Raw genomic sequence first — 23511 nt, 5'->3', positions numbered from 1 at the left:
TCTCCCTCATTTTTAATCAAGAGACTTTGCTCATATGAGTCATAATCTAAAAAAACCAACACTGAAAATTAATTTTCAGCTTAAAGTGGTGGAATTAAGTTCAAGATAAACCATGTATTTCTTTCCAATTACCTGGATATACTACATAACCAAAGCACGCATGCCCACCATAAATAAGTTCTGTACCCTCAGGTATCCAGAGCATCTGCCCTGGCCGAACTTCGTACTTCTGTCCATTTGCAGTGAGTTCAAAACAGCCTTCAATGACAAAAATGACTTCGTCATAAAGTAACTTCCAACTCACTTCCGCCCCTTCCCAACGTGCAAAACCGATACCCATATTTGGAGAAACATCGGCTCCTAATGCTCTAGCAACATAAGCAGTACCTTGAGGTGTTTCACCACGTAGGTTAAAAATCAATTGTTTACTATCAACTAAACGAACTTCACTCATTATCTTTTACCTTACAACTCACTACGACTACGCCATTTTTCAAATCGAATACGGGTCTTCACGCCTAGACCTAAAAATGGTTCAGGTGGGTTTAAACTGGGCATACCCGTCACAAATTGAATATCACTTAGCGCTTGAGAGTCTGCACCTACAACCAAATCAGCTAAAAGCGTTCCTGAAATTGTGCCCCAAGCTGCTCCAACCCCGTTGTCACAAGCACTTGCATAAACACCCTCTTCTAATTCACCAAAGAAATTGGTGAAGTTTCGAGAAATCGCGTAAACACCGCCCCAAGTATGCGTAAAGGGCACATCCGCTAACTCTGGATAACGTGCTAAAAAGGCTTTACGATGATCAGCCTGTATCCAGTGACGATTATCATCACTGACATTGGCGCCGTATTTCGGTACATGTTTATAAGTATTACGGATCAAGATACGACGATCTGCTGTCATACGTAATGTTGTTCCAGCATGATCTGCTGGTGTTAGTCCCCAATCCAACTCACCTAGATAAATATTCATTTCTTGGTCTGTCAGTGGACGTGTCCAACTCGCAAAGGTCATGACGGGTAATAAGCGATTTTTCAAATATCCAAATTCACGCGTGAAAATACTTGTTGCTAGAAGAATTTTTGGCGTGGCGATCAGGCCATGATCACCTTCTAATACCCATTGATTATTATTTCTTTTTAAATCACGGATTGGTGATTGCTCTAATAATTCAACATTAGCTGGTAGATTATCCCCCATACCTCTTACTAAGGCTGCTGGTTGCATTAGGTAGGAACCAGGAGTAAAAATTGCACGACTATAAAAATCTGTCCCTAATACTTTTTTCAGCTCGGCCTTTTCAACCCAACGATAGGGTTCACCTAGATCTTTCATCAAATGTTCAAAATGATTGAGATGAGCTTCACCTCTTTCACCCACTGCGCCTTGATATTTACCTGCTGCCGACCACTGACAATCAATATTATGGCGCTCGACTAAACCTTGTAATTGTGCAATTGCAGATCGGTTTAGACTTAACAGCTTTTGTTTATGCGAAGGATCTGAATGTGATAATGCAAATTTATGGGGTAAATCAATTACAAACCCTGAATTACGACCTGAGGCACCTTCAGCCACATGCTGAGCATCTACTAGAATAATACGGGCATTTGGCTTGAGTTCCGCCAATCTACGGGCTGCGGCTAATCCTGTGAAACCCGCTCCAATAACGACATAGTCTGCTTTTTGTGGACCGATTAACTTTTTAACAGGACCCGCTGGAGGCAATGCTGTATACCAACCACAGGTACTATCATCATTTGGTAAAGCAATCATTTTGTTATTCCTTTAACTTAAACTGTGGATGAACACGAATCTAGTTTCTCTAGCCATTCACTACGATGATGTTGTAATTGACGACCGAGTAAGGCAAAGCCTGTTAACCTGCCTTGTTCATTGTAGAAACCAGCAGCAAACTCTCCGTCATGTTGTTCCACTCTCCACTCACCTGTCCCCATTGCAGGTAAAACAGAGAGCGGCAAAATTGGTGTTTTTACTAAAACAGGTGTTGATTTCAAATCCGCAGCCGTTGACTGACCTAAAAGATTATTCACTAAAGCAGGTAAGGCTTGCGTGATTGGATTGATATAAGGCGCCCACTGACCATTCACTTCCGCACAATCACCCAAAGCAAAAATCGTAGGATCGCTACTGCGGTGATCTAGTCCCGTACAGATTCCGCGTGCTGTTTCTAGGCCAGCGGCTTGAGCAAGTGCAATATTTGGTCTTAAACCGACTGCACTTAATACCAAGTCAGTTTCAACGGATTGACCATCCTGGAGAGTTAATTGGTAATGACCATTAGCTGAATGAATAGAACGGATACTATTTTGTAATTTCCACTCTACGCCTAACTCACTTAGCGCATTTTGTAATGCATGACCTAGAGGTTCTGGAATAAGACGTTCCATTGCCCATTTGCCAAGCCCTACAACCGTAACTTTAATGCCATATGCAGCTAAATCATTTGCGAACTCACAACCAATCAGACCATCCCCAAGAATTGTGACGTGTTGTTTATCTAATAATTGCTGACGAAAACGGCGATAATCCGCGAGGTCATTTACGCTTATAGTTGCCGTAGAATCGCCATCAATCGGAATGACAACTGGTGTTGCACCTGTAGCAAGTACGAGTCTGCCGTAAGGATAATTACCAATTGTGGTTTGAAGCTTTTTATTTTCCCGATCAATATGAGTCACTTTGGTATGTGGATAAACGCGGATATTTAAACGTTGTTCCCAGCTCAGAACAGATTCACGAACTAGACTATCTCCATCTTTACCTAATGCCAAAGCATTCGATAATGCGGGTTTGCTATATAGAGCACCATCATCAGCAGTAAATACGGTAATAGACAAGTCTGCAGATTTGGCACGTAAAGCCGAAGCCAATTGATAACCCGCATGACCGCTACCAATAATCACCACGGGTTCAATCAATGCCGCTGCTACTTGAGGGATTTCGTCCTCCTCAACATCTGTGATATCGAGCATTTCAAAATCAGCTTTACCCACCTGACATTCTGGACACATCCAGTCATCAGGAACATCTTCCCACTTCGTTCCTGGTGCTATCCCATCATCAGGCCAGCCTTTCGCTTCATCATAGATCCAGCCACAGACAATACATAACCACTTTCTCATCTTGTCTATTTCCTTATTTCTTACACATTACACGCTATGTCTCAAACGAATACCGATGTTACGAGTCTGAACATAACTGTAGATGGCTTCCTGCCCTTTTTCACGACCAAAACCTGATAAGCCCACGCCACCAAACGGTGTTTCAATACCACCTGCAAACCATTCGTTAATAAAGACCTGACCAGCAATAAGACGATTTGCAACTCGAAGTGTTTGATTTAGATTTTCACCAAACACACCAGCAACAAGACCGAAGTCCGTGCCATTAGCAATTGCAACTGCTTGGTCTTCATCATCAAAAGGCATAATCACCATGACTGGACCAAACACTTCTTCCTGAGCAATCGACATGTCATCTTTTGCTTCAATAATCGTAGGTAAGACAAAATAGCCGTCTAGATCTGCTGCTCTACCACCTGTTAAGATTTTTGCACCTTCTTCACGCGCTTTATCAATCATGGCAAGAATCTGTTGCTGCTGATCTTTAGAAACAACTGGTGTAAGTTCGGCATTACTTTCACCAATTCCTATTGTTAGGCTTTCTGCAAGATTAACGACCGCTGCTTTAACTTCTTCATAGCGACTACGGTGTACTAATAACCGTGACATTGCTGAGCAAACTTGCCCTGAGTTATAAAAAATTCCGACTTTAACACTACGCAGTAACTGTTCTAAATCAACATCTGCAAAAGCGATAGCCGCTGACTTACCACCTAACTCCATTACAGCAGGTGTTGCACGTTCAGCCGCATCTTTCAAAATGTGTTGGCCTGTTGCAACGGAACCCGTGAATACAATCTGATTGGTCTCTTGGTGTTTAACCAGATGAGTACCCACTTCGGAGCCTTTACCGCACAGTAAGTTCACTGCACCTTGTGGAAAACCAGCTTGCTCAATGGCTTTGATGAGTAAAACCATTCCTAAAGGCGAAACTTCGGGTGACTTGATCACCACGGCATTACCAGCTGCTAAAGCTGGTGCAAGTGAACGTGCACAGATCGAAACAGGAAAGTTCCAAGGTACGATCTGAACCGATACACCCATTGGAATATACGAAGTGAAATCAATATAATCTTTACCTAAAGGGACTGAGATTCCTTCAATTTTATCTGCCATACCTGCGTAGTATTCAAAATAACGAGCTGCTTCATCGAATTCTTCACGTGCCGTATCAACATTTTTACCGTTTTCACGACATAGGATTAATGCGCCCTCTTCTGCAATTTCACGAATTGCTTCTGCTGCTTTTAACATCCAAGTTGTACGTTGTGCAGGACGTACATCAATTAGTGCACCACTGTTTACACAACCTCTAGCCGCAGCCATTGCTGCGTCTGCATCTTCGATACTTGCACGTGCTACGGTTGCAAAAACATGAGCTGTTGCAGGGTTGATCACCTCAAATTGGCGTGCAGCATCTCGCCACTGACCATTCACATAGTTCAGGTAATGTTGCATGTTATGCCTCCAACGCAGCTTTGGCCTGAGTTGCTAACCACTTTTGAAAAAAGTGTGTTGGTAAATCCATTTCAGGAGAAAAAACCCCTCCACCAAAACCTGGTGAATGACGACCTTTCTGCATGTTTTCGACAGCAAAAACATCTTCAGCAAAAACTACCTTCCATGATTCCAATGTTGCTTCACGGCATGCATCATATTTGGCATTTAGAGACTCATCGCTGACGTAATATAGACGAAGCCTTTCTATGGTCTGTTCTGGCGCAATTGGATCAATCATCATGGCAAATGCATGATCAGCTTGAATACCTAACAATACGTTTGGAAATACAGCAACATATTCTGCATGGCGTAATTGTTCTTCAGGCCAAGTTGGGAATTTTGGTAAATGGGTGCCTGCTGTCGCTGATAGGTTATATTTATAACTACCCTGACCTGCAAAGCGATCTTCAAACATAATGTTGTAATGATCTTCAAGTTTGGAGTAAGTATTTAGCGCTGGATGTACCCAAGGCAAATGATAGGCTTCGCAATAATTTTCAACAGTCAACTTCCAATTGCTTTTTACTGGAAGTTCAAAATGTGAACCCACATTGCTACTGCGGATGAGCTCTAAACCGTTTTCACCTAAGAAAGGTTTCCAACGCTCCACCAACGGTGCAATATGCGATTCAAATGTTGCGGCATCGCCAGAAATATTAACGAAGACCATATCCATCCAAATTGCTGAACGAAGTGCCTTTAAACCATGTTTTTCACACTTAAAACGTTCATCTTTGTGCTGACCAATTCCACCGACATGCGGAGTACCTTTTAAATTACCATTCAGGTCATAGCTCCATGAATGATATGGACAGCGAATAACGCCTTCAATCGCACCTTGATCATGTACCAGTTGCATGCCACGATGGCTGCATACATTATGAAATACTTGAACTAAGCCATCACGGTTACGCATCATAACCAATGGCATACCCATAAAATTCACGGGCTTTACATAACTATTTTTAGGTAAATCCGAAGCAAAACCCACACACACCCATGTTTTACTTAAAATATTGTCGCGTTCGAAGTTAAAATATTCATTGCTGGTATAAGCTAAATTTGGCATACCATTAGATTCAGTAATTGAATTTAAAACATTATCAACTTGCTGAACCGTAATTAATTGTTGGCTAACTCGACTATTCATCTGATGATCTCCCTTATATTTGAATGAATGCAGAACTCCCTGCGCTGAGATGATTTGCACACTCTGCTATTTCTTTGGAGATTGTGTTAAATATCGAGTTGTCTCACAAACGACTTTTTAGCTAGGTATCTATGAGTTTTAATCATGCTCTTCAGATTTATTTTTTATGATCAAATTAAATATTAAAAAATAGCGTTCTTTGAAAAATCGAAGAATGATCCATCATTAATAAAAATTGTTGCTGAGAGTTCCTTATTAGGATGAGGGGGATTCTTCATATAAACTCTCTCCCGCTTGCGCGTAACGATGCTCATCCTTTTAACAGGAAAAGGGACTTTCGTTGCGAATTCACTACAGCTTAAAAATGACTTATGCAAGAGCGCTAATCATCTCCCATGATTAAAACTCACGGATGAATGAGAATAAATCAGTTGAGTGTTCTTCCTCCTCATTACTACTCTGTATTATTCGCATCTGATAGCTAATAGTTTTTAGCTATTTGCAACGCATCCAAGGAGGAGTTATGCGTACAACAACAGGGGCCACTGATTCTCATTCAGTTGTTTCAATAATTTCAAAAGTATTTGTAGTTGCATTCGTTATATTTTGTGCTGTTTTCGCAGATTCCGCGGGAAAAATATTCGCCGATCTATCCAGTGTTTTATTACACAATATGAAGTGGTTTATTTTGTCTTCTGTATCGGCAATGTGCTTTTTCCTGCTGTATGTAATGTGTAGCAGATACGGCTTACTTAAAATCGGGAAAGATACAGATAAACCTGAATATAGCTATTTTGCATGGATCTCCATGCTATTTTCTTGTGCTATGGGAGTTGGTTTGGTGTTTTGGGGGGTCGCCGAACCGATGAACCATTATGCAAGCAACCCATTCACCAAAGGCTTAAGCGATGAAGCAGCCAGCATGGCAATGCAAATTTCCTATTTTCATTGGGGTTTACACGCCTGGTCCATTTATTGTTTAGCCGCTTTAGCCATTGCCTACTTTTCATTTCGCAAAGGCTTACCCTTTTCATTACGTTCAATTTTGCATCCTATTATTGGCGATCGTATTTATGGCCCAATCGGGCATATCGTTGACATACTTGTGATTATTATTACAACCTTCGGCATTTCACAAACACTCGCCATCGGTGTATTACAGATTAATGCAGGCTTGCATAAAGTTTTTGATATAGAAGTCAGCGTTACTGTTCAATTTATTCTCATGATTTCATTGTCGAGTATTGCAACCTTCTCAGTAGTGCGTGGTATTGGCACAGGTATGCGCCGTCTTTCAGAAGTTAATATTATCTTATCCATCCTACTCATTTTGATTCTGATGTTTATCGGCCCTGCACGCTATATCACCAATTCATATATCGAAGGCATTGGCAACTATACATCGCACTTTATTGGGATGAGTTTATGGAGTGATGCCCAAAAAGATTCAGAATGGCAAAATTGGTGGACCGCTTTCTACTGGTTATGGTGGCCGACATGGGCGCCGTTTGTAGGAATGTTTATTGCCAAAATTTCTAAAGGACGTACCATTCGCCAACTCATTTCAGGTGTGCTAATTGTTCCAACTTTAGTGACTTTCTTTTGGTTTGCAGTATTTGGTGGTTCAGCCCTCAAAATTGAACAAGATGCCCGTAAAAGTTTTGAACAACAAACCGCATTGATTGAAAATCAAATCGCGCCATCTGCGAATACGATTGCACCTCAAGCATCAGCAATCACACCTGCTGCTGTTGAATTTAAGGGTGGACCCATTGTAAAAGCAACTCAACAAGATAATACGCTGGCTGTATTTGAATTATTTAATGCCATAGATAGTGGATTATTCGGATCAATCCTCAGTATGGCGACCTGTTTGTTACTGATTACCTATCTCGTTACTTCACAAGATGCGGGTACGCATGTGCTGTGTTTTCTAGATACGCGTTCCGAAAAGGATACACCTATTCGTATTCGAATCATTTGGTGTCTATTCGTTACCGCAATTAGTTTAGGTTTACTCTATGCTGGTGGCCTAAAAACAATTCAAGCCGCTGTTATTCTGTTTGGCTTTCCAATTATCGTTTTCCTCACCATTTCAATGTTTGCCTTAATGAAGGCATTTAAACAGGAAGATATTGCTAATATTGGTGTTGTGCCAAAGCATCCAGCAAGTGAAACCAAAATTTAACTTTCTGGAATCTACATATAAAAAAGAGAACCCTTTTTAAGCGGTTCTCTTTTTTATAGCATAAGCTGGAAAAGCTATTTTCGCTTAAATACTTTGCTAGTCCATTAACAGCTCATTCAACCCTTTTTGCCCAACTTGTCCCGGCAACTGCTCTAAAAGCCAATGACGGAACTGTTTGACTGTAGAAGGAATAACCCCTCGATCGGCAGGTTCTAACATGCAGAAATTCGCTTGGGTACGTAATACAGTTTCAACAGGACGAACCAATGCCCCACTTTCTAAATAATCATCGACTAAAGAACCCCATGCCAAAGCTACACCCTGCCCATTAATAGCAGCCTGAATGAGTAATGGGTAATTGTTTATATTGACTCTGCTTTTAGGCTTGAACATCGGATATCCTACCAAAGCAAACCATTCAGCCCAATTTACCCAATCTTTTTGCGATTCATCCAAAGACAATAAACTCTTTCCAAAGATATTTTCAGGGCTTTTGTCGTGAAATTGAGCAAGATAAGCAGGACTACAGACAGGAAAAACTTCTTCAGGGAATAAAGGTGTAACTTTCATCTCGATTGGGGGTACTTTGCAATAAAATAAAGCTAGATCACAATCCATTTTATGCAGGTCAAGAATATTCTCGGTAGTTAAAATTCTTAAATCAATGCCTTCATTTTGCTGAAAAGTAGCCACTTTAGGTAACAACCACAAGGCTGCCATAGCATTGGTTGTAACGACTGTGACTTGATGCTCACCCTGCCATTTTTTAATTTCGGCGGTTGCCTTAGACACATCCTGTAAAGCACTGTATATCGTTTGATAATATTGTAAGCCTGTAGGCGTTAAAACAAGATTGCGATTGGCACGGACAAATAACTCCTTCCCTAGATATTCTTCGAGTTGCCTAATCTGACGACTTATTGCACCTTGAGTCACATTCAGTTCATTCGCAGCCTGAGTAAAACTCAAATGGCGTGCTGCTGCCTCAAATACAATCAAACTATTCATAGGTGGCAATGGTTTAATTCTCATGGACGCTCCTTATTTGTCCTCTATGTCGATGTCGAACATCTGTGTTAACCACCTTGTTCAAGTAAAGATGACTACAGCTTCAAACGGACTTCCTTGTGATGTTGCTCAATTAACTTATTATCCAAGTAATAAATTATTTCATTCTTTTAATTTCGATAAAGTCTCATAAATCACAATCGATAAAAAGTGAGAAAAACGAATAGATGCATGAGTTTTTCTCATTCAATATAATTTTCCCAACATAAAAACAAAAAGGGCTGAATTTTCAGCCCTTTTTAACAATCAATTTACAACTTACGCATCCGTATTCAGCGCCACACTTGGTTGAGCATTTCTCAATTTTCGCTGCTTCAAATAATAGGCCAGCATCAAACAGAGAATCCATGCAGGAATCATCATGACCGCGATACGCATATCTGCAGTCATTGACATCACCACCAGAATACTCAGCATAAAAATAATGCATAGATAGTTACTGAATGGATATGCAATACTTGGGAACTTAGTCGTTAGCCCTTGTGCTTGCATGGCTTTACGGAATTTTAAATGCGTCCATGAAATCACCACCCAGTTAATCACAATCGCAGCAACCACCAGCATCATTAACAAACCAAATGCCTTCTCAGGAAATGCATAGTTCAACAAGACACACAGTACGGTGACGAATGCAGATACATAGACCGCATTGGTCGGAATACCACGTTTGTTGATTCTCTTAAGGAACTTAGGTGCATTGCCTTGTTGGGCCAAGCCTAAAAGCATACGGCTACTACAGTAACTGGTACCGTTATAAACAGACACTGCCGCAGTCAAGATCACAAAGTTCAACATGGTCGCAACGCCTTGGCTATCTAATGATGCAAAGACCATCACGAATGGGCTACCACCTTGCGCCATTTGGTTCCAAGGAAACAATGCAAATAAGATGAAAAGCGTTGCGATATAGAAAATCAAAATACGATAGATAATTTGATTGACTGCTTTCGGCAAGGTTTTATCAGGATCACGTGCTTCTGCCGCAGTAATACCAAATAACTCGATGCCACCAAAAGCAAAAATGATCACTGCCATGGCCATCACTAGACCCTCTACACCAAATGGAAAGAATCCACCCAATGCCCAAAGGTTGCTGATTCCAGCTTGTGGCCCTGCCGTTCCTGTTGCAAGTAAATACGAACCAAAACCAATCATGGCCAAGATTGCTAAAATTTTGATGATAGAGAACCAAAACTCCATTTCACCAAAAAACTTGACATGCAAAAGGTTGATACCGTTAATTAAGATAAAAAAGGCCAATGCTGAAACCCATGTCGGGATTTCAGGCCACCAATATTGAATATATAACCCAATCGCTGTGAGCTCAGCCATACAGACCAGAACATTGAGTACCCAATAGTTCCAACCTGACATGAAACCTGCAAATGAGCCCCAGTATTTGTAAGCAAAATGGCTAAATGAACCACTGACTGGCTCTTGTACCACCATTTCACCTAGCTGTCGCATCATTAAAAATGCAATAAGCCCTGCAATCGCATAACCCAGAATGACCGATGGGCCAGCCAGCTTAATCGATTGTGAGATACCTAGAAACAAACCTGTGCCAATCGCACCACCTAGCGCAATAAGCTGGATATGCCGATTGCTTAAACCTGGGTTCAGGTTTCCTTGCTCCTGTTTTGACATATGATTATTCTCATCCGTGTCGCGTAATTTTTCTGTCTAAAATTACGTATATCATAAGTTAATCACAAATGCCTATATCTAACTCGAAAAATAATTAATTCACTTTTCGAATAACCGCGCATATAAACAGAAAATTCAATAAATAACAAATATTATGAATAATGTAATTAAATTATGTATTGCGTAATTAATTATTTTCAGTATGATAGAAATGAAGACGCAGGGATTTTTGCTCTAAGTAAACTAGAATTGGCAGATAAAAACTTAAATATCAATTTATCTTTCAACCACTTAATCAAAATACTCCCTAAACAAAGAGATTAGACCAACAGAATTAAAGACAAGGAAAGCGAATCATGGCCCATCATTTAACTTCTTTTCTTGAGATTGATGCCCAATCAGATTTCACAATACATAATTTGCCATACGGTATTTTTAGCGAGACCGCACAAGCTGAAAAACGCGTCGGCGTTGCAATTGGTGAATGGGTGCTTGACCTTGCCGCATTAGAGCAAAAAGGCTTATTACAGCTCACGACAGCAAACTGCTTTAATCAACCAACACTGAATAAATTCATTGAAACAGGCAAGCAAAATTGGCATAAGGTTCGCAGCACTTTGCAAAACTTATTGTCTGCGGAAAATCCAAGCTTACGTGATGATGCAGATTTACGTCAGCAAGTGTTGTTTAAACAAGAAGATGTGGTCTTACATTTACCGATTCATGTTCCTGGCTATACCGACTTCTATTCATCTAAAGAACATGCCACCAATGTCGGCACCATGTTTAGAGATCCTAAAAATGCACTCTTGCCGAACTGGAGCGAATTGCCTGTCGGTTATAACGGTCGTGCCAGTTCTGTAATTGTCAGTGGTAAAGACATTGTTCGTCCTTCAGGTCAAATCAAATTACCCAATGAAGAACGCCCTGTGTTCTCGGCGACACGTAAACTCGACTTTGAACTCGAGACCGCTTTTGTAGTGGGGAAAGCAACTGAATTGGGTGAACCGATTGCCATTGAAAACGCATGGGAACATATCTTTGGCATGGTGTTGTTAAATGATTGGTCAGCACGTGATATTCAACAGTGGGAATATGTCCCTTTAGGCCCTTTCAACGCCAAAACCTTTGCCAGTGCCATTTCACCATGGGTGGTAACGATGGAAGCGCTTGAACCATTTAAAGTCAAAGGTCCAGAACAACAGCCACAACCACTGGGCTATCTACAAGAAAACACCGCAAACAGTTATGACATTCACCTCAGTGTTGAAGTGCAGACACCTCATTCAGAACAAGCGGATGTGATTTGCCAAACCAACTTTAAATATATGTATTGGTCAATGTCACAGCAACTAACCCACCACACCATTGCAGGCTGTAATGTACAAGTCGGCGATTTAATGGGTTCAGGCACGATTTCTGGCCCAACCGAAGATTCTTATGGCAGCTTACTGGAACTGACGTGGAATACCACTAAACCACTCACCCTTTCCAACGGCGAAAAGCGTGGCTTCTTGGAAGATGGTGACCGTGTTGTGATGAAAGGCTACTGTGAAAAAGATGGCATTCGCGTGGGTTTTGGTGAAGTTGCCAATACCATTTTACCAGCACGTCACTTTCGTTTTAATGAACAAAAGGACGAACGCTATGAAACTGTATAGTTACTTTCGTAGCTCTGCGGCTTATCGAGTGCGTATCGCACTCAACCTGAAAGCGCTGCCTTATGAAACTGAAGCCGTGCATCTCGTTAAAAATGAGCAACAGCTTGCAAGCTATCGTGCACTGAATCCAAGTCAGTTGGTGCCAACACTGCTTGACCAAGATCAGACCTTTACCCAATCGCTTAGCATTTTGGAATATCTGGAAGAACGTTATCCAACCAAAGCGCTGTTACCTAAAGATCTGGTTGAACGTGCCAAAGTCCGTGCTTTTGCACAAAGCATTGCCTGTGACATTCATCCAATCAATAACTTGAGAGTGTTGAAGTACCTGCAAAATGATCTTGCGATCAGTAACGAGCAAAAAACACTGTGGTACCGCCATTGGATTTTAGAAGGCTTTCACAGCTTAGAAATGCAATTACAGCATTCCAATGGGCAATTCTGTTTTGGCTCACAACCGACTTTTGCAGACTGTTGTTTGATTCCTCAAGTCTATAACGCCAAGCGCTTTAAAATTGATTTAAGTGCTTTTCCCAAGATTGAGTCGATCTACCAACATTGCTTAACCCTTCCCGCATTCTTGAATGCCACACCAGAACAACAACCAGATTGGGAATAGAGATAAAAGGAGTTTTATCATGAGCTTTGCAATTAAAAAAATTCATCATGTGGCTTATCGCTGTAAAGATGCGAAAGAAACCGTCGAATGGTACAAAAAAATGCTGCATATGGATTTCATTCTGGCTTTTGCAGAAGACCATGTGCCATCTACCAAAGCCTTTGATCCGTATATGCATTTATTCTTAGATGCGGGCCAAGGCAATGTATTGGCATTTTTTGAACTGCCGACTCAACCAGATATGGGCCGTGATGAAAACACACCGCAATGGGTACAACATATTGCTTTTGAAGTGGAAGATTTAGATGCACTGATGGCAGCAAAAGCGCATCTGGAAGCGAATGATGTGAAGGTATTAGGGGTCACCAACCATGGTATCTTCCATTCGATTTACTTCTTCGATCCAAATGGTCATCGTCTAGAACTGACCTATAATGATGTCCATGCCGATGCCAAGATTGCACGCATTACCGAAGAAATGAAATTAGAAATGCTAGATGAATGGAGTCGCACCAAACGTGCACCGCACCATACTCATTTCTTACACGAAGATGAACTTGGTGCATAAATCCAGTTCCATGAAATTGGCATTAGCGTTGTAAAATGCTAATGCCTTTTTTTATGGTCTAAATTTAAAGCATTTTGTGTGTTTTTAAGGCATAGTAGGCTCAGCAAAATTGCGTGCAATCTCTCTAAAAACAATTGTATGCTTATGCAATTCGCCGATTTGATACATTTAAAAAGATGATTTCTATTTTGCCCGATGCTCAGGCATTATGTGCTGGATGTAAATTGTCCATGATTGAAAGCAACAAATACTGCGTGAATGCGCGCAGCTTAAGGGTTATTGAATGATTGAAGAAAAGTTATCTGGTGGGGTTCAATCACTTGAGGTCGGTTTAGCCGTACTGAATGCCCTTTTAGAACACAACAAGCCCATTATATTAAAAGACCTATCCAGCAAACTGGATATGCACCCTGCCAAGGTACACCGTTATCTGGTCAGTCTGATTCGTATGAATTACGCCAAGCAACTCACCGACGGTCAGTATGCTTTAGGCGATCAAGCATGGCGTTTAGGCTTGAACTGTATTCAACATACCGATGTGTTACAGCTGGTTCAGCACCTGATTTATGAATTACAAAACAAGATAGGCTGTGGTATTCAAATCAGCAAATGGTCGCCTAAAGGGCCTTTAGTGGTGCAATCAATTGAATCCAACCATCCGATTTCAATCGTGACCAAGGTTGGTTCAATCATGCCTTTGGTCAATTCCGCAGCGGGTCGTGTATTTGCCTCTTATATGCCTGAAGCCGTGATTAAGCCGTTGATGCAAGCGGAATGGGAAAAAGCGGCTCATAACCATTATCCGATTAAACCGACTGATTGGGATGAATTCTTAGTATTAAAAGAACATGTATTGCAACACGGTATGTCGATTGCTCAGGGCGACTTGTTGGTGGGAATCAATGCGGTGGGTCTACCAATCTTTAATGCGCATCATTCAATGGAATTTTGTATTGTGGCACTGGACAGTGAAATGTTTTTCTCGGTGCATGACGGCAGCGAGAACTTAGAACTGTTTAAACGTGAAGTTGCAGCAATCAATCAATATATTCAAACCCGTTAATGTTTCATCCATATAAAAAAGCCAAGAAGCGAACTTCTTGGCTTTTTTATTTCATTTGAATGCAATTACTTTGCTTCTAATACACCACGGCGGATCTGGTCACGTTCGATGGATTCAAATAATGCTTTGAAGTTACCTTCGCCAAAACCATCATCATCTTTACGTTGAATAAATTCAAAGAACACAGGCCCAAGCATGTTTTGCGAGAAAATCTGCAACAACAGTTTTTTCTGACCATCTTTGGTATTGCCATCCAGTAAGATACCGCGTTTTTGCAGTTCTTCTGTTGGCTCGCCATGATTCGGTAAACGTTCTTTCAACATTTCATAATAGGTTTCAGGCGGCGCTGTCATAAACTGCATGCCGATTCCTTTTAATTTATCCCAAGTTGAAAGCAAGTCATCGGTAATAAACGCGATATGCTGAATACCTTCACCATTGAAATCTGCCAAGAACTCTGCGATTTGACCGTTGCCCTTGTCTGAATCTTCATTCAGTGGAATACGAATCATGCCATCTGGCGCAGTCAAGGCTTTAGATGTTAAACCTGTATATTCGCCTTTGATATCAAAGTAGCGGATTTCTTGGAAGTTAAAGATTTTTTCGTAGAAGTTCGCCCAATACTCCATACGTCCTTTATAGACGTTATGGGTTAAATGGTCGATTTCGTTCAGGCCTGCGCCTTTAGGATTTCTGTCCGCATCATCAAAGAAAACGAAGTCATTTTCATAGATATCACGATCCACAAGGAAAATTGGCATGCCACCAATCCCTTTGATCGCTGGGATATTGAGTTCCATCGGCCCAGCTTGAGAGTACATTGGCTCTGCGCCAAGCTCCACGGCTTTGCTAAATGCTTTGGCTGCATCGCGGGTTCTAAAACCCATTGCACAGGCTGAAGGACCATGTTCTTTAAAGAAGAATGAAGCATAAGATTCAGGCTGGTAGTTCAAGATAATGTTGATATTACCCTGACGCCATAAATAAACTTTTTTAGACTTATGCTTTGCGACTTTAGAAAAACCGATGGTCTCAAAGATCTGATCTAATCCGTTTTCCGTCGAAACAAATTCAATAAAAGCAAAACCACATAGTTCTAATGGGTTATCTAAAATGTCCATCTAGTTTCCCTTATTTAGATAAATTCATCCGTTTAATGCTCTGTATAGGTCTTATTCTTCAATTGCTTAATCGCTATCTAAAAGCATCAACCTATACATGCGTTATTAGAAAAGGCAACCGGTGTTTTTATAAGTATGTAAAAGCATCCGTGTTAAAGCCCTTTCCGTCCATAAGTCAGCCAAATGAAGAAATCATGATTCTTGATCTTGGCTCTCAGCTATAAATTCATGCTACAAGAAAGTCTGAATTTATGCAATACATAATTAAATTATGTTATGTGTAATTTTATTGCTATTTGAGTCTGCCAATGAAAGGTCGCTATTAAAGAGGAATTGGTTATCTGGCTAAATCAGACCATGGTCTCAAGCTGATAGGAGTAACTGTATTGTGAGTAGACTGCCTGTCTTATTTCCTTAACAAAGTTCGATTAGCTTAAGCCTATGAGCTACGTAGGCGAATGAGATAGATATGACGCAAACTTCGATTTTAGAACAGTTAACTCAACTCATTGAAAGCTATAGTCATGAGCATAGTGGTAGACCACAAAAGATTTTGATTGGTTATAAAGCCTATTATGACTTGATGGGAAATTCGAGCTTTGCTACTGAGGTCACTGATTCGGCTTTAAACCCCAATAAAAGAAAGTATAAAAAGATTAAAATCAAAGTCACCAAAGATGACTATCAGCTTGAGCTAGAGTAATTTTTCTGGCTTGTAGTCAAATCTTTAGCTTTCTTACCATACAAATACTCGGCAAGTAACGGCGCTGCGACCTCAGAACCACCTGCTGCAATACCAGCACTAAAAGTATTATTAGCACCTATCACAAGAACCGCTGCACCTAAAATCGCATGGCTGACCAGTTGAGCCGCTTTGTTCTTGTCTTCACCATGTCCAAACTGCTGCCACATAAAGTATAAAATACATCATTTATACGGTAATTTACTAAATAAATGCCTATCTGCTGGCTTTGTAACTTTCGATAAATTTTCACCCCAAACTTTTTTAGCTGCGCTAGATAAATTCAAAAGATCATCATCTCGATGAATATTATTCTCTATTATCTGCTTTTTCTTGGCAATTTCTTCAGCTTTAAGAACTTAACTTTTTTTGCTGCTTCAATAACAACGCCACCACCTTTTTTGGCAACTGTAACGGTACCTGTACTAATTTTCGCTGTCAGAGCATTTAATCTACATTCGAGAACGCAAGTTTAGTGAAATGACATAGAGTTCTAAACCCTACCTTTTGACACAGATTTTTGAGCACCACCGCGCTTACTTTTTTTATCCCGAGTTCAGGTTACATAGCTCTATGTACCTCTAACGAAAAAGGTATCTACACTTAGATACCTTTCAACTTTTTAATCTATCAAAATTATTTTATTCACAAAAACTTTAATCTCAGATCAAATTTACTCCATAATTCTTTTTCTATTTCTTCAATCCAGTCAATTACCAGATTTTCTTTGGTATTGGAGCTATACCATATTTATTAGCTCCTTTCTCTCCACCTTTAAATAAGCAATATAATCCTGATACTATGCCTACCAGAGGAACAAAACTTAATAATATAAACCATCCAGATAGACCTATATCATGCCACCTTTTCACTTGTATAACGACAGCAGAGTATAAGCAGACTAATAAACCTGCATAAATTACAGATATATTTTTTACTAAAAAAATTAAAATTAAAAAAATAGCCAAAATACTTAACAGAGCAAGGAAGTATGGAAGCCTAGCTACTCTCCCATTAAAATTAAATAGAAAATCAAACATAAAAAACCTTCAAAAATTAAAAACAGTACTTATAAAAACTTATTTTTTAAATAACTTAGACCAAAAACTTTTTGGCTTCCAGTTCGGATCTAAAAAGTCATAATGGTAGTCATAGTGATCCAATGGTTTTACTGGCATTAACTCCATGGGAACAAGCGGATTATCTATTTCAATTTCTAGACCATTCATCCACGCAAGCTTAGTAAACATGACTGGGTGATGCGACCAAATCTCACCATTAAATTCTTCAACGAGATGCTGATTTAAATATTTGTGTATTTTAGGCTGCAAATATTCATTAATTATCTGCTTTGCAGCATTTGCATCTTTATTTTGTAAAGCATCATAGAAATCAACTTCCCATACTTCAAAGTCTTTAGGTTTTTTAACTTTTTCATGAAATATTTCTTTCATTTGATTGACCATATTCCAATCTTGTCGCAAAACTGCTTGAAATCTTGCAACATTAAAACGACCTTCTGTTGGATAATTGATTGCTTCTAATAATGATTTATGATGGTCATTATCATTTACTGTTTTCAATGTACTATAGGTTTTTATTAAATCCACATTGTCAGTTAACAGCGGAAATATAAAAGCATGTGGCGTCCACATATTCCAACCACCATCATATTTACAACTTTCTGCTCGCAGTAAGCTAGATACATAGAACCATTGTTTCGTATCCACTGAATTCTGTTTAGAATATAATTCATAGAATCCATAATAAACAGAGTCTATCGCCAAAAAGTCATACAGAACACCTTTTGGCTTTTTTTCTTTTAGATTGGAACGAATAGCATCTATTCGTCTTTCGCTTCGTCCATCTGCAACTTCTTTACCATTTTCAACAATTTCTTTTTTATCAACACTTACAATCATTTTACATTATTTCCCAAATTGAGTGTTACAGCACGCCCCTCATTAACACCAACAACAATCTTATTAATCGGTTTTCCATTTTCAATCGCTTGTAAAAGTTTATCTCCAGTAGCCTTAGCAGCTGAATTATTTTTTTGATTAGAAAGTTCATTTGCTCGACTTTTAATCCACGCATCAGACATCTGTACATCTAGCCCAGTAGACGGATTTGCTGAGCTTAACTTAACTGAACCTCTTTCTTTCAACGGCTTTACCTCTACTATATAAATTTCTCCATTCTTTGTGTAAACACCATCAAAACAGTTACTTCCACACTTACTTTCAAGCTTGGTATAGCCACCACTCTTAAAGTAACTATCAGAAATCTGCTCCCTTAATGCACCTGTTTGATTATGGTTTGAATTATTCAACAACTCCTGTTGCTTACTCAAAACCTCTTTCGGTGGATCAATGATCTTACCATTTTCAGATATTTGTTTAGCACTTATGTTCCCTGAAGATGATACTTTAACTGAAGGTAATTTGGCTGGGTCATTTTTTAAGACACGATTGATATCTTTAGCTGCTTCAATAACAATGCCACCACCTTTTTTCGCTACTGTAACAGTGCCTGCACTAATTGCCGCTGTCAGAGCATTTAGTGATACCGTCATTTCCACATTGCCCAATTTTTCAAATTCGGCTGGGGTATCTCCTACTGTATTCACAGTGGCTATTGTTTTACCTGTGTCTATGAGGTCTCCTGGGATTTGTTTTACCCCTTCATAGATTGCCTTCGCTGTACCTTGAGGATCATTTTTCAGAGCATCATATAGCTCTTTGGGTACATTAGGTAAATTCTTCAAATCATTAACAAACTTAGTGACCGCTTGATCCTTACCTTTCTGATAGGCTGCTTGCTGTGCGACATCTAAGTCTTTATATCGCTGACGGCATTCCGCTCCCCAACAGGTTAAAGCATGTTTAATATCCTGTTTAACAGAGGTTTTATTATTCTCCACTGCATTCTGGGCAGACTGTCCACCTTGAACTGTACTTGATACATCACCTGTGGTTGCACCAACAGCACTCCCTGCTAAACCGACAATAGAGCTAATTGTAGATTTCTCACTTGCGGTTAGATCTTTAGCTTTCTTACCATACAAATACTCCGCAAGTAACGGCGCCGCCGCCTCAGCACCACCTGCTGCAATACCCGCACTCAAGGCATTATTACCACCTGTCGCGGCAACTGCTGCACCTAAAATTGTATGGGCCAAGATATGCGCTGCACTGCTTTCAGCATCTTTACCCTTAAAGTATTGACCAATTTCATAGCTTGCAGCTGGACTCAATGTAGAGGCTGCAATACCTGCACCACTCGCGATAGGTGCAGACAAACACACCAACACCAATCTTTCCAGATCAAAGGTGAACTCTATGTATAAAGCTGCTTGATATTAGCTAAACCGCTTGAATTCTAAATATATAAGCACATGTCATTCCTTTTTACGATAAAACTCAACCAATATATTAAAATCTTCATCTTTAAGATATTTCTCCGCCCCAATCACTATTTCACAATTAATATCGTAGTCTTCAAAATCTTCTTCATCACCCATTAACATTTCAAAATCAGGCATGATCTCAAATTTAATATCATCTATCTCATCCTGATTTTCTACTTTCAGTAAAAAAAATACCGTTATATCTTTCTCATTTACTGCAAAATAAATCCTTTGAAAGTTATCAGAAATTTCACCTAAACAACTACGACTTAAAAAAAATGTAATTTGAAAAATATTCATAATTTCACCTATTTTGGACCTTTAGGACTTGCTGGAACTATACTAACTTTTTTAGTACCCTTAATTAAAAAATAATTTGTTGCTGACTCAAAAGATTGGCCTTCTTTATTTTTTGTTGCGTATACTCCTTTTACTCCATCATATTTAATAATAGGCTGACCTTGTTTGTTATAGCCAACTATTTTTACTTCTCCTTTGTGAAAAGCATCTAATACTTTTTGTGCTTCTTGAGTATTGTTAAAATAACTTCCATGGCTATGTTGAGCATCATCTTTGATATGCTTTCTCTGTGATTGTGCAACTTTAGAGTCTATTTGACTCTTTAACTTTTCATAAGCCTCAATTTCTTTTGCTTTTTGATTAAAGTTGTTTAAATTAGAAGCCTCTCTGGCTTTTTGACTCTCAGCTATATTTGCTTTAATCGTTTCTTTTTGCTTAGCTGCCTCACTTGCTTTTTCTAATAGCTTTAAGTCAGAGGCATTATTAGCTCCAAGTTTTTTAATACTCGTTGCACTCAACCCCAAACTCGTAAACACTTCCGCTTGAGTTCTTTGAGCATTTGCTACTTTTTCAGGATCTCCACTATTTAAATCTTGATAAGATTGTTTAATTTTATTTGCTTGTTCTTTTAAATCTAAGTTGGTTAAAAAATCAACGACAGCTTGGCCTTTTTGACGGTTATTCTCCATCGCATCTGCACAAGCTGATGTGCCTAATGGACAATGTATTGCTGATACGGCGGTATCACCAAATGCATCTGCTATCATCAACAAACCATCGGCAACACTACCAACACCCTTGATAGCACCTTGATCTATTGGATGTTTTGCTTTAGATGAAAGTCCGTTAAAAAATTCATTTACTTTTTTACGAGTATCGTCACCTAATAAAGAGTTATTCTCCACGGCATTCTGAGCAACCACACCAGAGATCTGAGCTTCAAATGCCGAATCTCCAACTGTTCCCCCAACCACTGCTCCAATGGCTGCGGTCAAGTCTCTGATTTGAGTCTTAGCATCTTCTGGCAATAAATTAGGGTCAAACTCACCAGTTTTAGGATTTATAGCTGTTTTACCATCATTATACTGTTTAGCTAAATAATCCGCTGCTGCTTCTGTACCACCTGCCGCCACACCAGCACTGAAAGCCTCAACCCAAATAATTTCATATATTTTAAAACCCTTATTAACATTATTAACATTAATAATAATATCCCAAGCCTTTTATTATTATAAAATCATCTTTAACAACCACACTATCAATATTATTAATTGAAAACCCAGAACCAGATAGAGCATTAGGGTTCTTATCAAAATAAGAAACAAGCATAATAGGATATTGATACAATAATTCGCAGAATAAAGTAGAATCTTCTTTTAATAGTTTGCGAGAATCTGGGTAATTCAACCTATATAGAAAATCAATATCAGGTTCTATTTGATTTCTATCATCAATCCGACATTGCTCAATAAAGTCATCAATATCTATCTCACACACCTCCATAAATGAATCTAAAGATTCCGTCCAAACAAAATTCTTCGCCCTGTCTTTTAAATCATTTCTACCATACCCTAAATCTCTATGACTAACTTGTTTTTTTATATCAAAAAAATTACCATCAACTTCAAACATTTTAATTTCCTTTGTAATTTGGTGGCATTATTTCTATACGACCATCTGGAAATACACTAATAGATCCTGAACCCAAGTAGACTTGACCAGCTTTACTATCATTAACTCCCCTAATACCATTCCGTTGAAAAAACTCTTCAGGAGATTTAATTAATGGGATAGATTTTGTTGAATTACCAGGTGTAATTCTTGTTTCCTCTAATTTAAGAGCTCCTTCCAGTTTATTAGATTTACTCTGAATTTGTTTAATCGCCTTCCAGCCTTGATTTGAATTTAATGAACCAAACCCAACATCGATATCACTATTTATCGTATTGTCACCTCTAATACGACTTCCGCCCAGCACTATTGATGTATTCTTATTCACTCCTGTTTCTAAAATAATCTTAGCTTGATTAACAGATAATCCCTCAATTGAATTTGACAGAAATTTTGCTTGTTCATCTATTGAGTTAAATTTCAATTCAGTATAGTTCGGGTATTTATTAAAAATAGATTTCTCACTATAACTATTTGATGTTTTACCTGTAAATTTACTAGAAACATTAGCTTCAACTAAATTTAATGCTTCAGCACCAGTTGTCGTACCACCTTTAGGTACCTTAGTTCCCCCTAATACACCTAATGCTCCACCAATCATAGCTCCTTTGATATCACCATCTTGGCCAGAGCCGACCAGAGCTCCTATGGCTCCTCCAGCTATCTTACCTAACCCAGCTCCACTTAAGAACTCCGCTCCAGTCAAAACATTTGGTGCCACATCATTTATAAATCCATTGCCTTGAGTATGATCTGCTGGCAACAAAGAGTGTTTAGGTAAATTAGTCAACAACCCTAGATTTTGCTTCTGCTCTTGCGTTAAAGCATCTTTATATTGAGGATCTGTCTGCTTAAAGAAGAAGGAAGTCGCAGCATCTTTTAGTTGAGCTTTAAGTGCCTGACATCCTAATGATGTTGGGTTTGAACCACATACCTCGATTATTTTAGCATCTGTAACTTGATCTTTTCGTTCCAATAACTGCAACGACAGCTCTAATTGACTAATCTCCGCACTATTACATTTTTTTGATTGATTACATTGAGCCAGTTTAGCTTTTGTTTGTTCTCTACTAAGCGCCTCTTTATATGTAAGATAATTATTCTCCACCGCATTTTGCCCAACCACACCAGAGATCTGCGCTTCAAATGCCGAATCTCCAACTGTTCCCCCAACCACTGCTCCAATGGCTGCAGTCAAATCTCGAATTTGTGTCTTCACATCTTCGGGTAACAGATTTGGCATAAATTCGCCCTTCTCATTTTGATAAGCAGGATTATCCTTATACTGGTTTGCTAAATAGTCTGCTGCTGCTTCACTTGCAACCGCTGCACTGCCGCCTGCTGCGGGATTCCCACCATTCACATAAGCAAGCGTTGCGCCCAAAATCGCATGGCTGACCAGTTGAGCCGCTTTGTTCTTGTCTTCACCATGTCCAAACTGCTGCCCGATTCCTTGTGCAACATAAGGTGCAAGTGTATTCGCTACAACCTGCATATCCGTTTGTCCACCCAATGCACCTGTCACAGCCATCGTGACCGCATTCACCGCTCGACTCTTATTACCGCCCATGCCCCAATCTTGATTGGATTGACTCGCTTTAGCATATTCAGGGGAATATTGACGTAAATATTCTTCCTGTTTAACTGGATCA

22 protein-coding genes and 1 pseudogene are annotated in these 23511 nt (G+C 39.5%); 6 read left to right on the top strand and 17 right to left on the bottom strand.

From position 1 onward, the window contains the following. Positions 1 to 100: 100 nt before the first annotated feature. The 6 genes and pseudogenes from NG55_RS16290 to NG55_RS16270 all read right to left on the bottom strand — a co-directional run bounded on the left by NG55_RS16290 (position 101) and on the right by NG55_RS16270 (position 5802). A complete protein-coding gene (locus tag NG55_RS16290; RefSeq protein WP_016540333.1) occupies positions 101 to 454 on the bottom strand; it encodes a cupin domain-containing protein in 354 nt (117 codons plus the stop codon). An 11-nt stretch (positions 455 to 465) separates the two neighbouring features. Continuing rightward, positions 466 to 1782 (bottom strand): NAD(P)/FAD-dependent oxidoreductase, encoded by a 1317-nt coding sequence (locus NG55_RS16285; protein ID WP_065343815.1) that lies wholly within the window; start codon positions 1780 to 1782, stop codon positions 466 to 468. Positions 1783 to 1799: 17 nt separating this feature from the next. After that, on the bottom strand, positions 1800 to 3002 hold the full coding sequence (locus NG55_RS16280) for an FAD-dependent oxidoreductase (RefSeq protein WP_228704194.1): 1203 nt from the start codon (positions 3000 to 3002) through the stop codon (positions 1800 to 1802). Further along, positions 2991 to 3152: pseudogene (locus tag NG55_RS21325) on the bottom strand (rubredoxin); the annotation flags it as partial. The gene NG55_RS16280 and the pseudogene NG55_RS21325, both read right to left, overlap by 12 nt. Before the next feature lie 27 nt (positions 3153 to 3179). Next, positions 3180 to 4610, bottom strand: coding sequence for an aldehyde dehydrogenase family protein (locus NG55_RS16275; protein WP_016540336.1), 1431 nt, complete (start codon positions 4608 to 4610; stop codon positions 3180 to 3182). Position 4611: 1 nt separating this feature from the next. Beyond that, complete coding sequence (locus NG55_RS16270; protein WP_065343813.1) at positions 4612 to 5802, bottom strand: aromatic ring-hydroxylating oxygenase subunit alpha; 1191 nt, start codon at positions 5800 to 5802, stop codon at positions 4612 to 4614. A gap of 523 nt (positions 5803 to 6325) precedes the next feature. Here NG55_RS16270 and NG55_RS16265 point away from each other — a divergent pair. Next, positions 6326 to 7990, top strand: coding sequence for a BCCT family transporter (locus tag NG55_RS16265; protein WP_065343812.1), 1665 nt, complete (start codon positions 6326 to 6328; stop codon positions 7988 to 7990). A gap of 96 nt (positions 7991 to 8086) precedes the next feature. Here NG55_RS16265 and NG55_RS16260 read toward each other — a convergent pair whose 3' ends face one another. Both NG55_RS16260 and NG55_RS16255 read right to left on the bottom strand, forming a co-directional pair. Continuing rightward, a complete protein-coding gene (locus tag NG55_RS16260; RefSeq protein ID WP_065343811.1) occupies positions 8087 to 9022 on the bottom strand; it encodes a LysR substrate-binding domain-containing protein in 936 nt (311 codons plus the stop codon). 294 nt (positions 9023 to 9316) lie between these two features. After that, positions 9317 to 10705 (bottom strand): amino acid permease, encoded by a 1389-nt coding sequence (locus tag NG55_RS16255; protein ID WP_065343810.1) that lies wholly within the window; start codon positions 10703 to 10705, stop codon positions 9317 to 9319. 356 nt (positions 10706 to 11061) lie between these two features. Here NG55_RS16255 and fahA point away from each other — a divergent pair, with 356 nt between their 5' ends. The 4 genes from fahA (at position 11062) to NG55_RS16235 (ending at position 14616) form a co-directional block, all read left to right on the top strand. Further along, positions 11062 to 12366 (top strand): fumarylacetoacetase, encoded by a 1305-nt coding sequence (gene fahA, locus NG55_RS16250; protein WP_065343809.1) that lies wholly within the window; start codon positions 11062 to 11064, stop codon positions 12364 to 12366. After that, on the top strand, positions 12353 to 12985 hold the full coding sequence (gene maiA / locus NG55_RS16245; RefSeq protein ID WP_016540342.1) for a maleylacetoacetate isomerase: 633 nt from the start codon (positions 12353 to 12355) through the stop codon (positions 12983 to 12985). Before fahA ends, maiA begins: the two co-directional genes overlap by 14 nt. A 19-nt stretch (positions 12986 to 13004) precedes the next feature. After that, positions 13005 to 13553 carry a VOC family protein gene (locus NG55_RS16240; RefSeq protein ID WP_004653219.1) on the top strand — a complete coding sequence of 183 codons (549 nt, stop codon included), beginning with the start codon at positions 13005 to 13007 and terminating at the stop codon, positions 13551 to 13553. Between the two features lie 283 nt (positions 13554 to 13836). After that, on the top strand, positions 13837 to 14616 hold the full coding sequence (locus tag NG55_RS16235) for an IclR family transcriptional regulator (protein ID WP_023269921.1): 780 nt from the start codon (positions 13837 to 13839) through the stop codon (positions 14614 to 14616). Positions 14617 to 14681: 65 nt separating this feature from the next. Here NG55_RS16235 and hppD read toward each other — a convergent pair whose 3' ends face one another. Beyond that, positions 14682 to 15737, bottom strand: coding sequence for a 4-hydroxyphenylpyruvate dioxygenase (gene hppD / locus NG55_RS16230; protein WP_005189102.1), 1056 nt, complete (start codon positions 15735 to 15737; stop codon positions 14682 to 14684). Between the two features lie 469 nt (positions 15738 to 16206). On the opposite strand from hppD, the gene NG55_RS21145 reads away from it, so the two are divergent. Next, complete coding sequence (locus NG55_RS21145; protein WP_004653215.1) at positions 16207 to 16440, top strand: hypothetical protein; 234 nt, start codon at positions 16207 to 16209, stop codon at positions 16438 to 16440. Here NG55_RS21145 and NG55_RS16220 read toward each other — a convergent pair. The 8 genes from NG55_RS16220 to NG55_RS21320 form a co-directional block, all read right to left on the bottom strand. Continuing rightward, positions 16422 to 16649 (bottom strand): hypothetical protein, encoded by a 228-nt coding sequence (locus tag NG55_RS16220; protein ID WP_065343808.1) that lies wholly within the window; start codon positions 16647 to 16649, stop codon positions 16422 to 16424. The two genes, NG55_RS21145 and NG55_RS16220, sit on opposite strands and share 19 nt — an antisense overlap. 543 nt (positions 16650 to 17192) lie before the next feature. Beyond that, positions 17193 to 17519 (bottom strand): DUF805 domain-containing protein, encoded by a 327-nt coding sequence (locus tag NG55_RS16215; protein WP_065343807.1) that lies wholly within the window; start codon positions 17517 to 17519, stop codon positions 17193 to 17195. Positions 17520 to 17558: 39 nt separating this feature from the next. After that, positions 17559 to 18401: an immunity 49 family protein gene (locus NG55_RS16210; RefSeq protein ID WP_081409011.1), complete on the bottom strand. Its 843-nt coding sequence runs from the start codon at positions 18399 to 18401 to the stop codon at positions 17559 to 17561. Next, positions 18398 to 19780 carry a VENN motif pre-toxin domain-containing protein gene (locus tag NG55_RS16205; RefSeq protein ID WP_213029725.1) on the bottom strand — a complete coding sequence of 461 codons (1383 nt, stop codon included), beginning with the start codon at positions 19778 to 19780 and terminating at the stop codon, positions 18398 to 18400. The genes NG55_RS16210 and NG55_RS16205 overlap by 4 nt, the downstream gene beginning before the upstream one ends. 99 nt (positions 19781 to 19879) lie before the next feature. Beyond that, positions 19880 to 20188, bottom strand: a complete 309-nt coding sequence (locus tag NG55_RS16200) for a hypothetical protein (RefSeq protein WP_065343805.1) — start codon at positions 20186 to 20188, stop codon at positions 19880 to 19882. 8 nt (positions 20189 to 20196) lie between these two features. Next, the gene (locus tag NG55_RS21140; protein ID WP_228704191.1) at positions 20197 to 21321 is read right to left on the bottom strand and encodes a VENN motif pre-toxin domain-containing protein; all 1125 of its coding nucleotides are present in this window, start codon (positions 21319 to 21321) and stop codon (positions 20197 to 20199) included. Between the two features lie 67 nt (positions 21322 to 21388). Next, the gene (locus tag NG55_RS16190; RefSeq protein WP_065343804.1) at positions 21389 to 21820 is read right to left on the bottom strand and encodes a hypothetical protein; all 432 of its coding nucleotides are present in this window, start codon (positions 21818 to 21820) and stop codon (positions 21389 to 21391) included. A gap of 1 nt (position 21821) precedes the next feature. After that, on the bottom strand, positions 21822 to 23511 hold a 1690-nt coding region (locus tag NG55_RS21320; protein WP_171257993.1), incomplete at its 5' end, for a VENN motif pre-toxin domain-containing protein.

Source organism: Acinetobacter gyllenbergii (genome assembly GCF_001682515.1).
Taxonomy (GTDB): Bacteria; Pseudomonadota; Gammaproteobacteria; order Pseudomonadales; family Moraxellaceae; genus Acinetobacter; species Acinetobacter gyllenbergii.
This window is presented reverse-complemented; position numbering and strand designations above follow the sequence as displayed.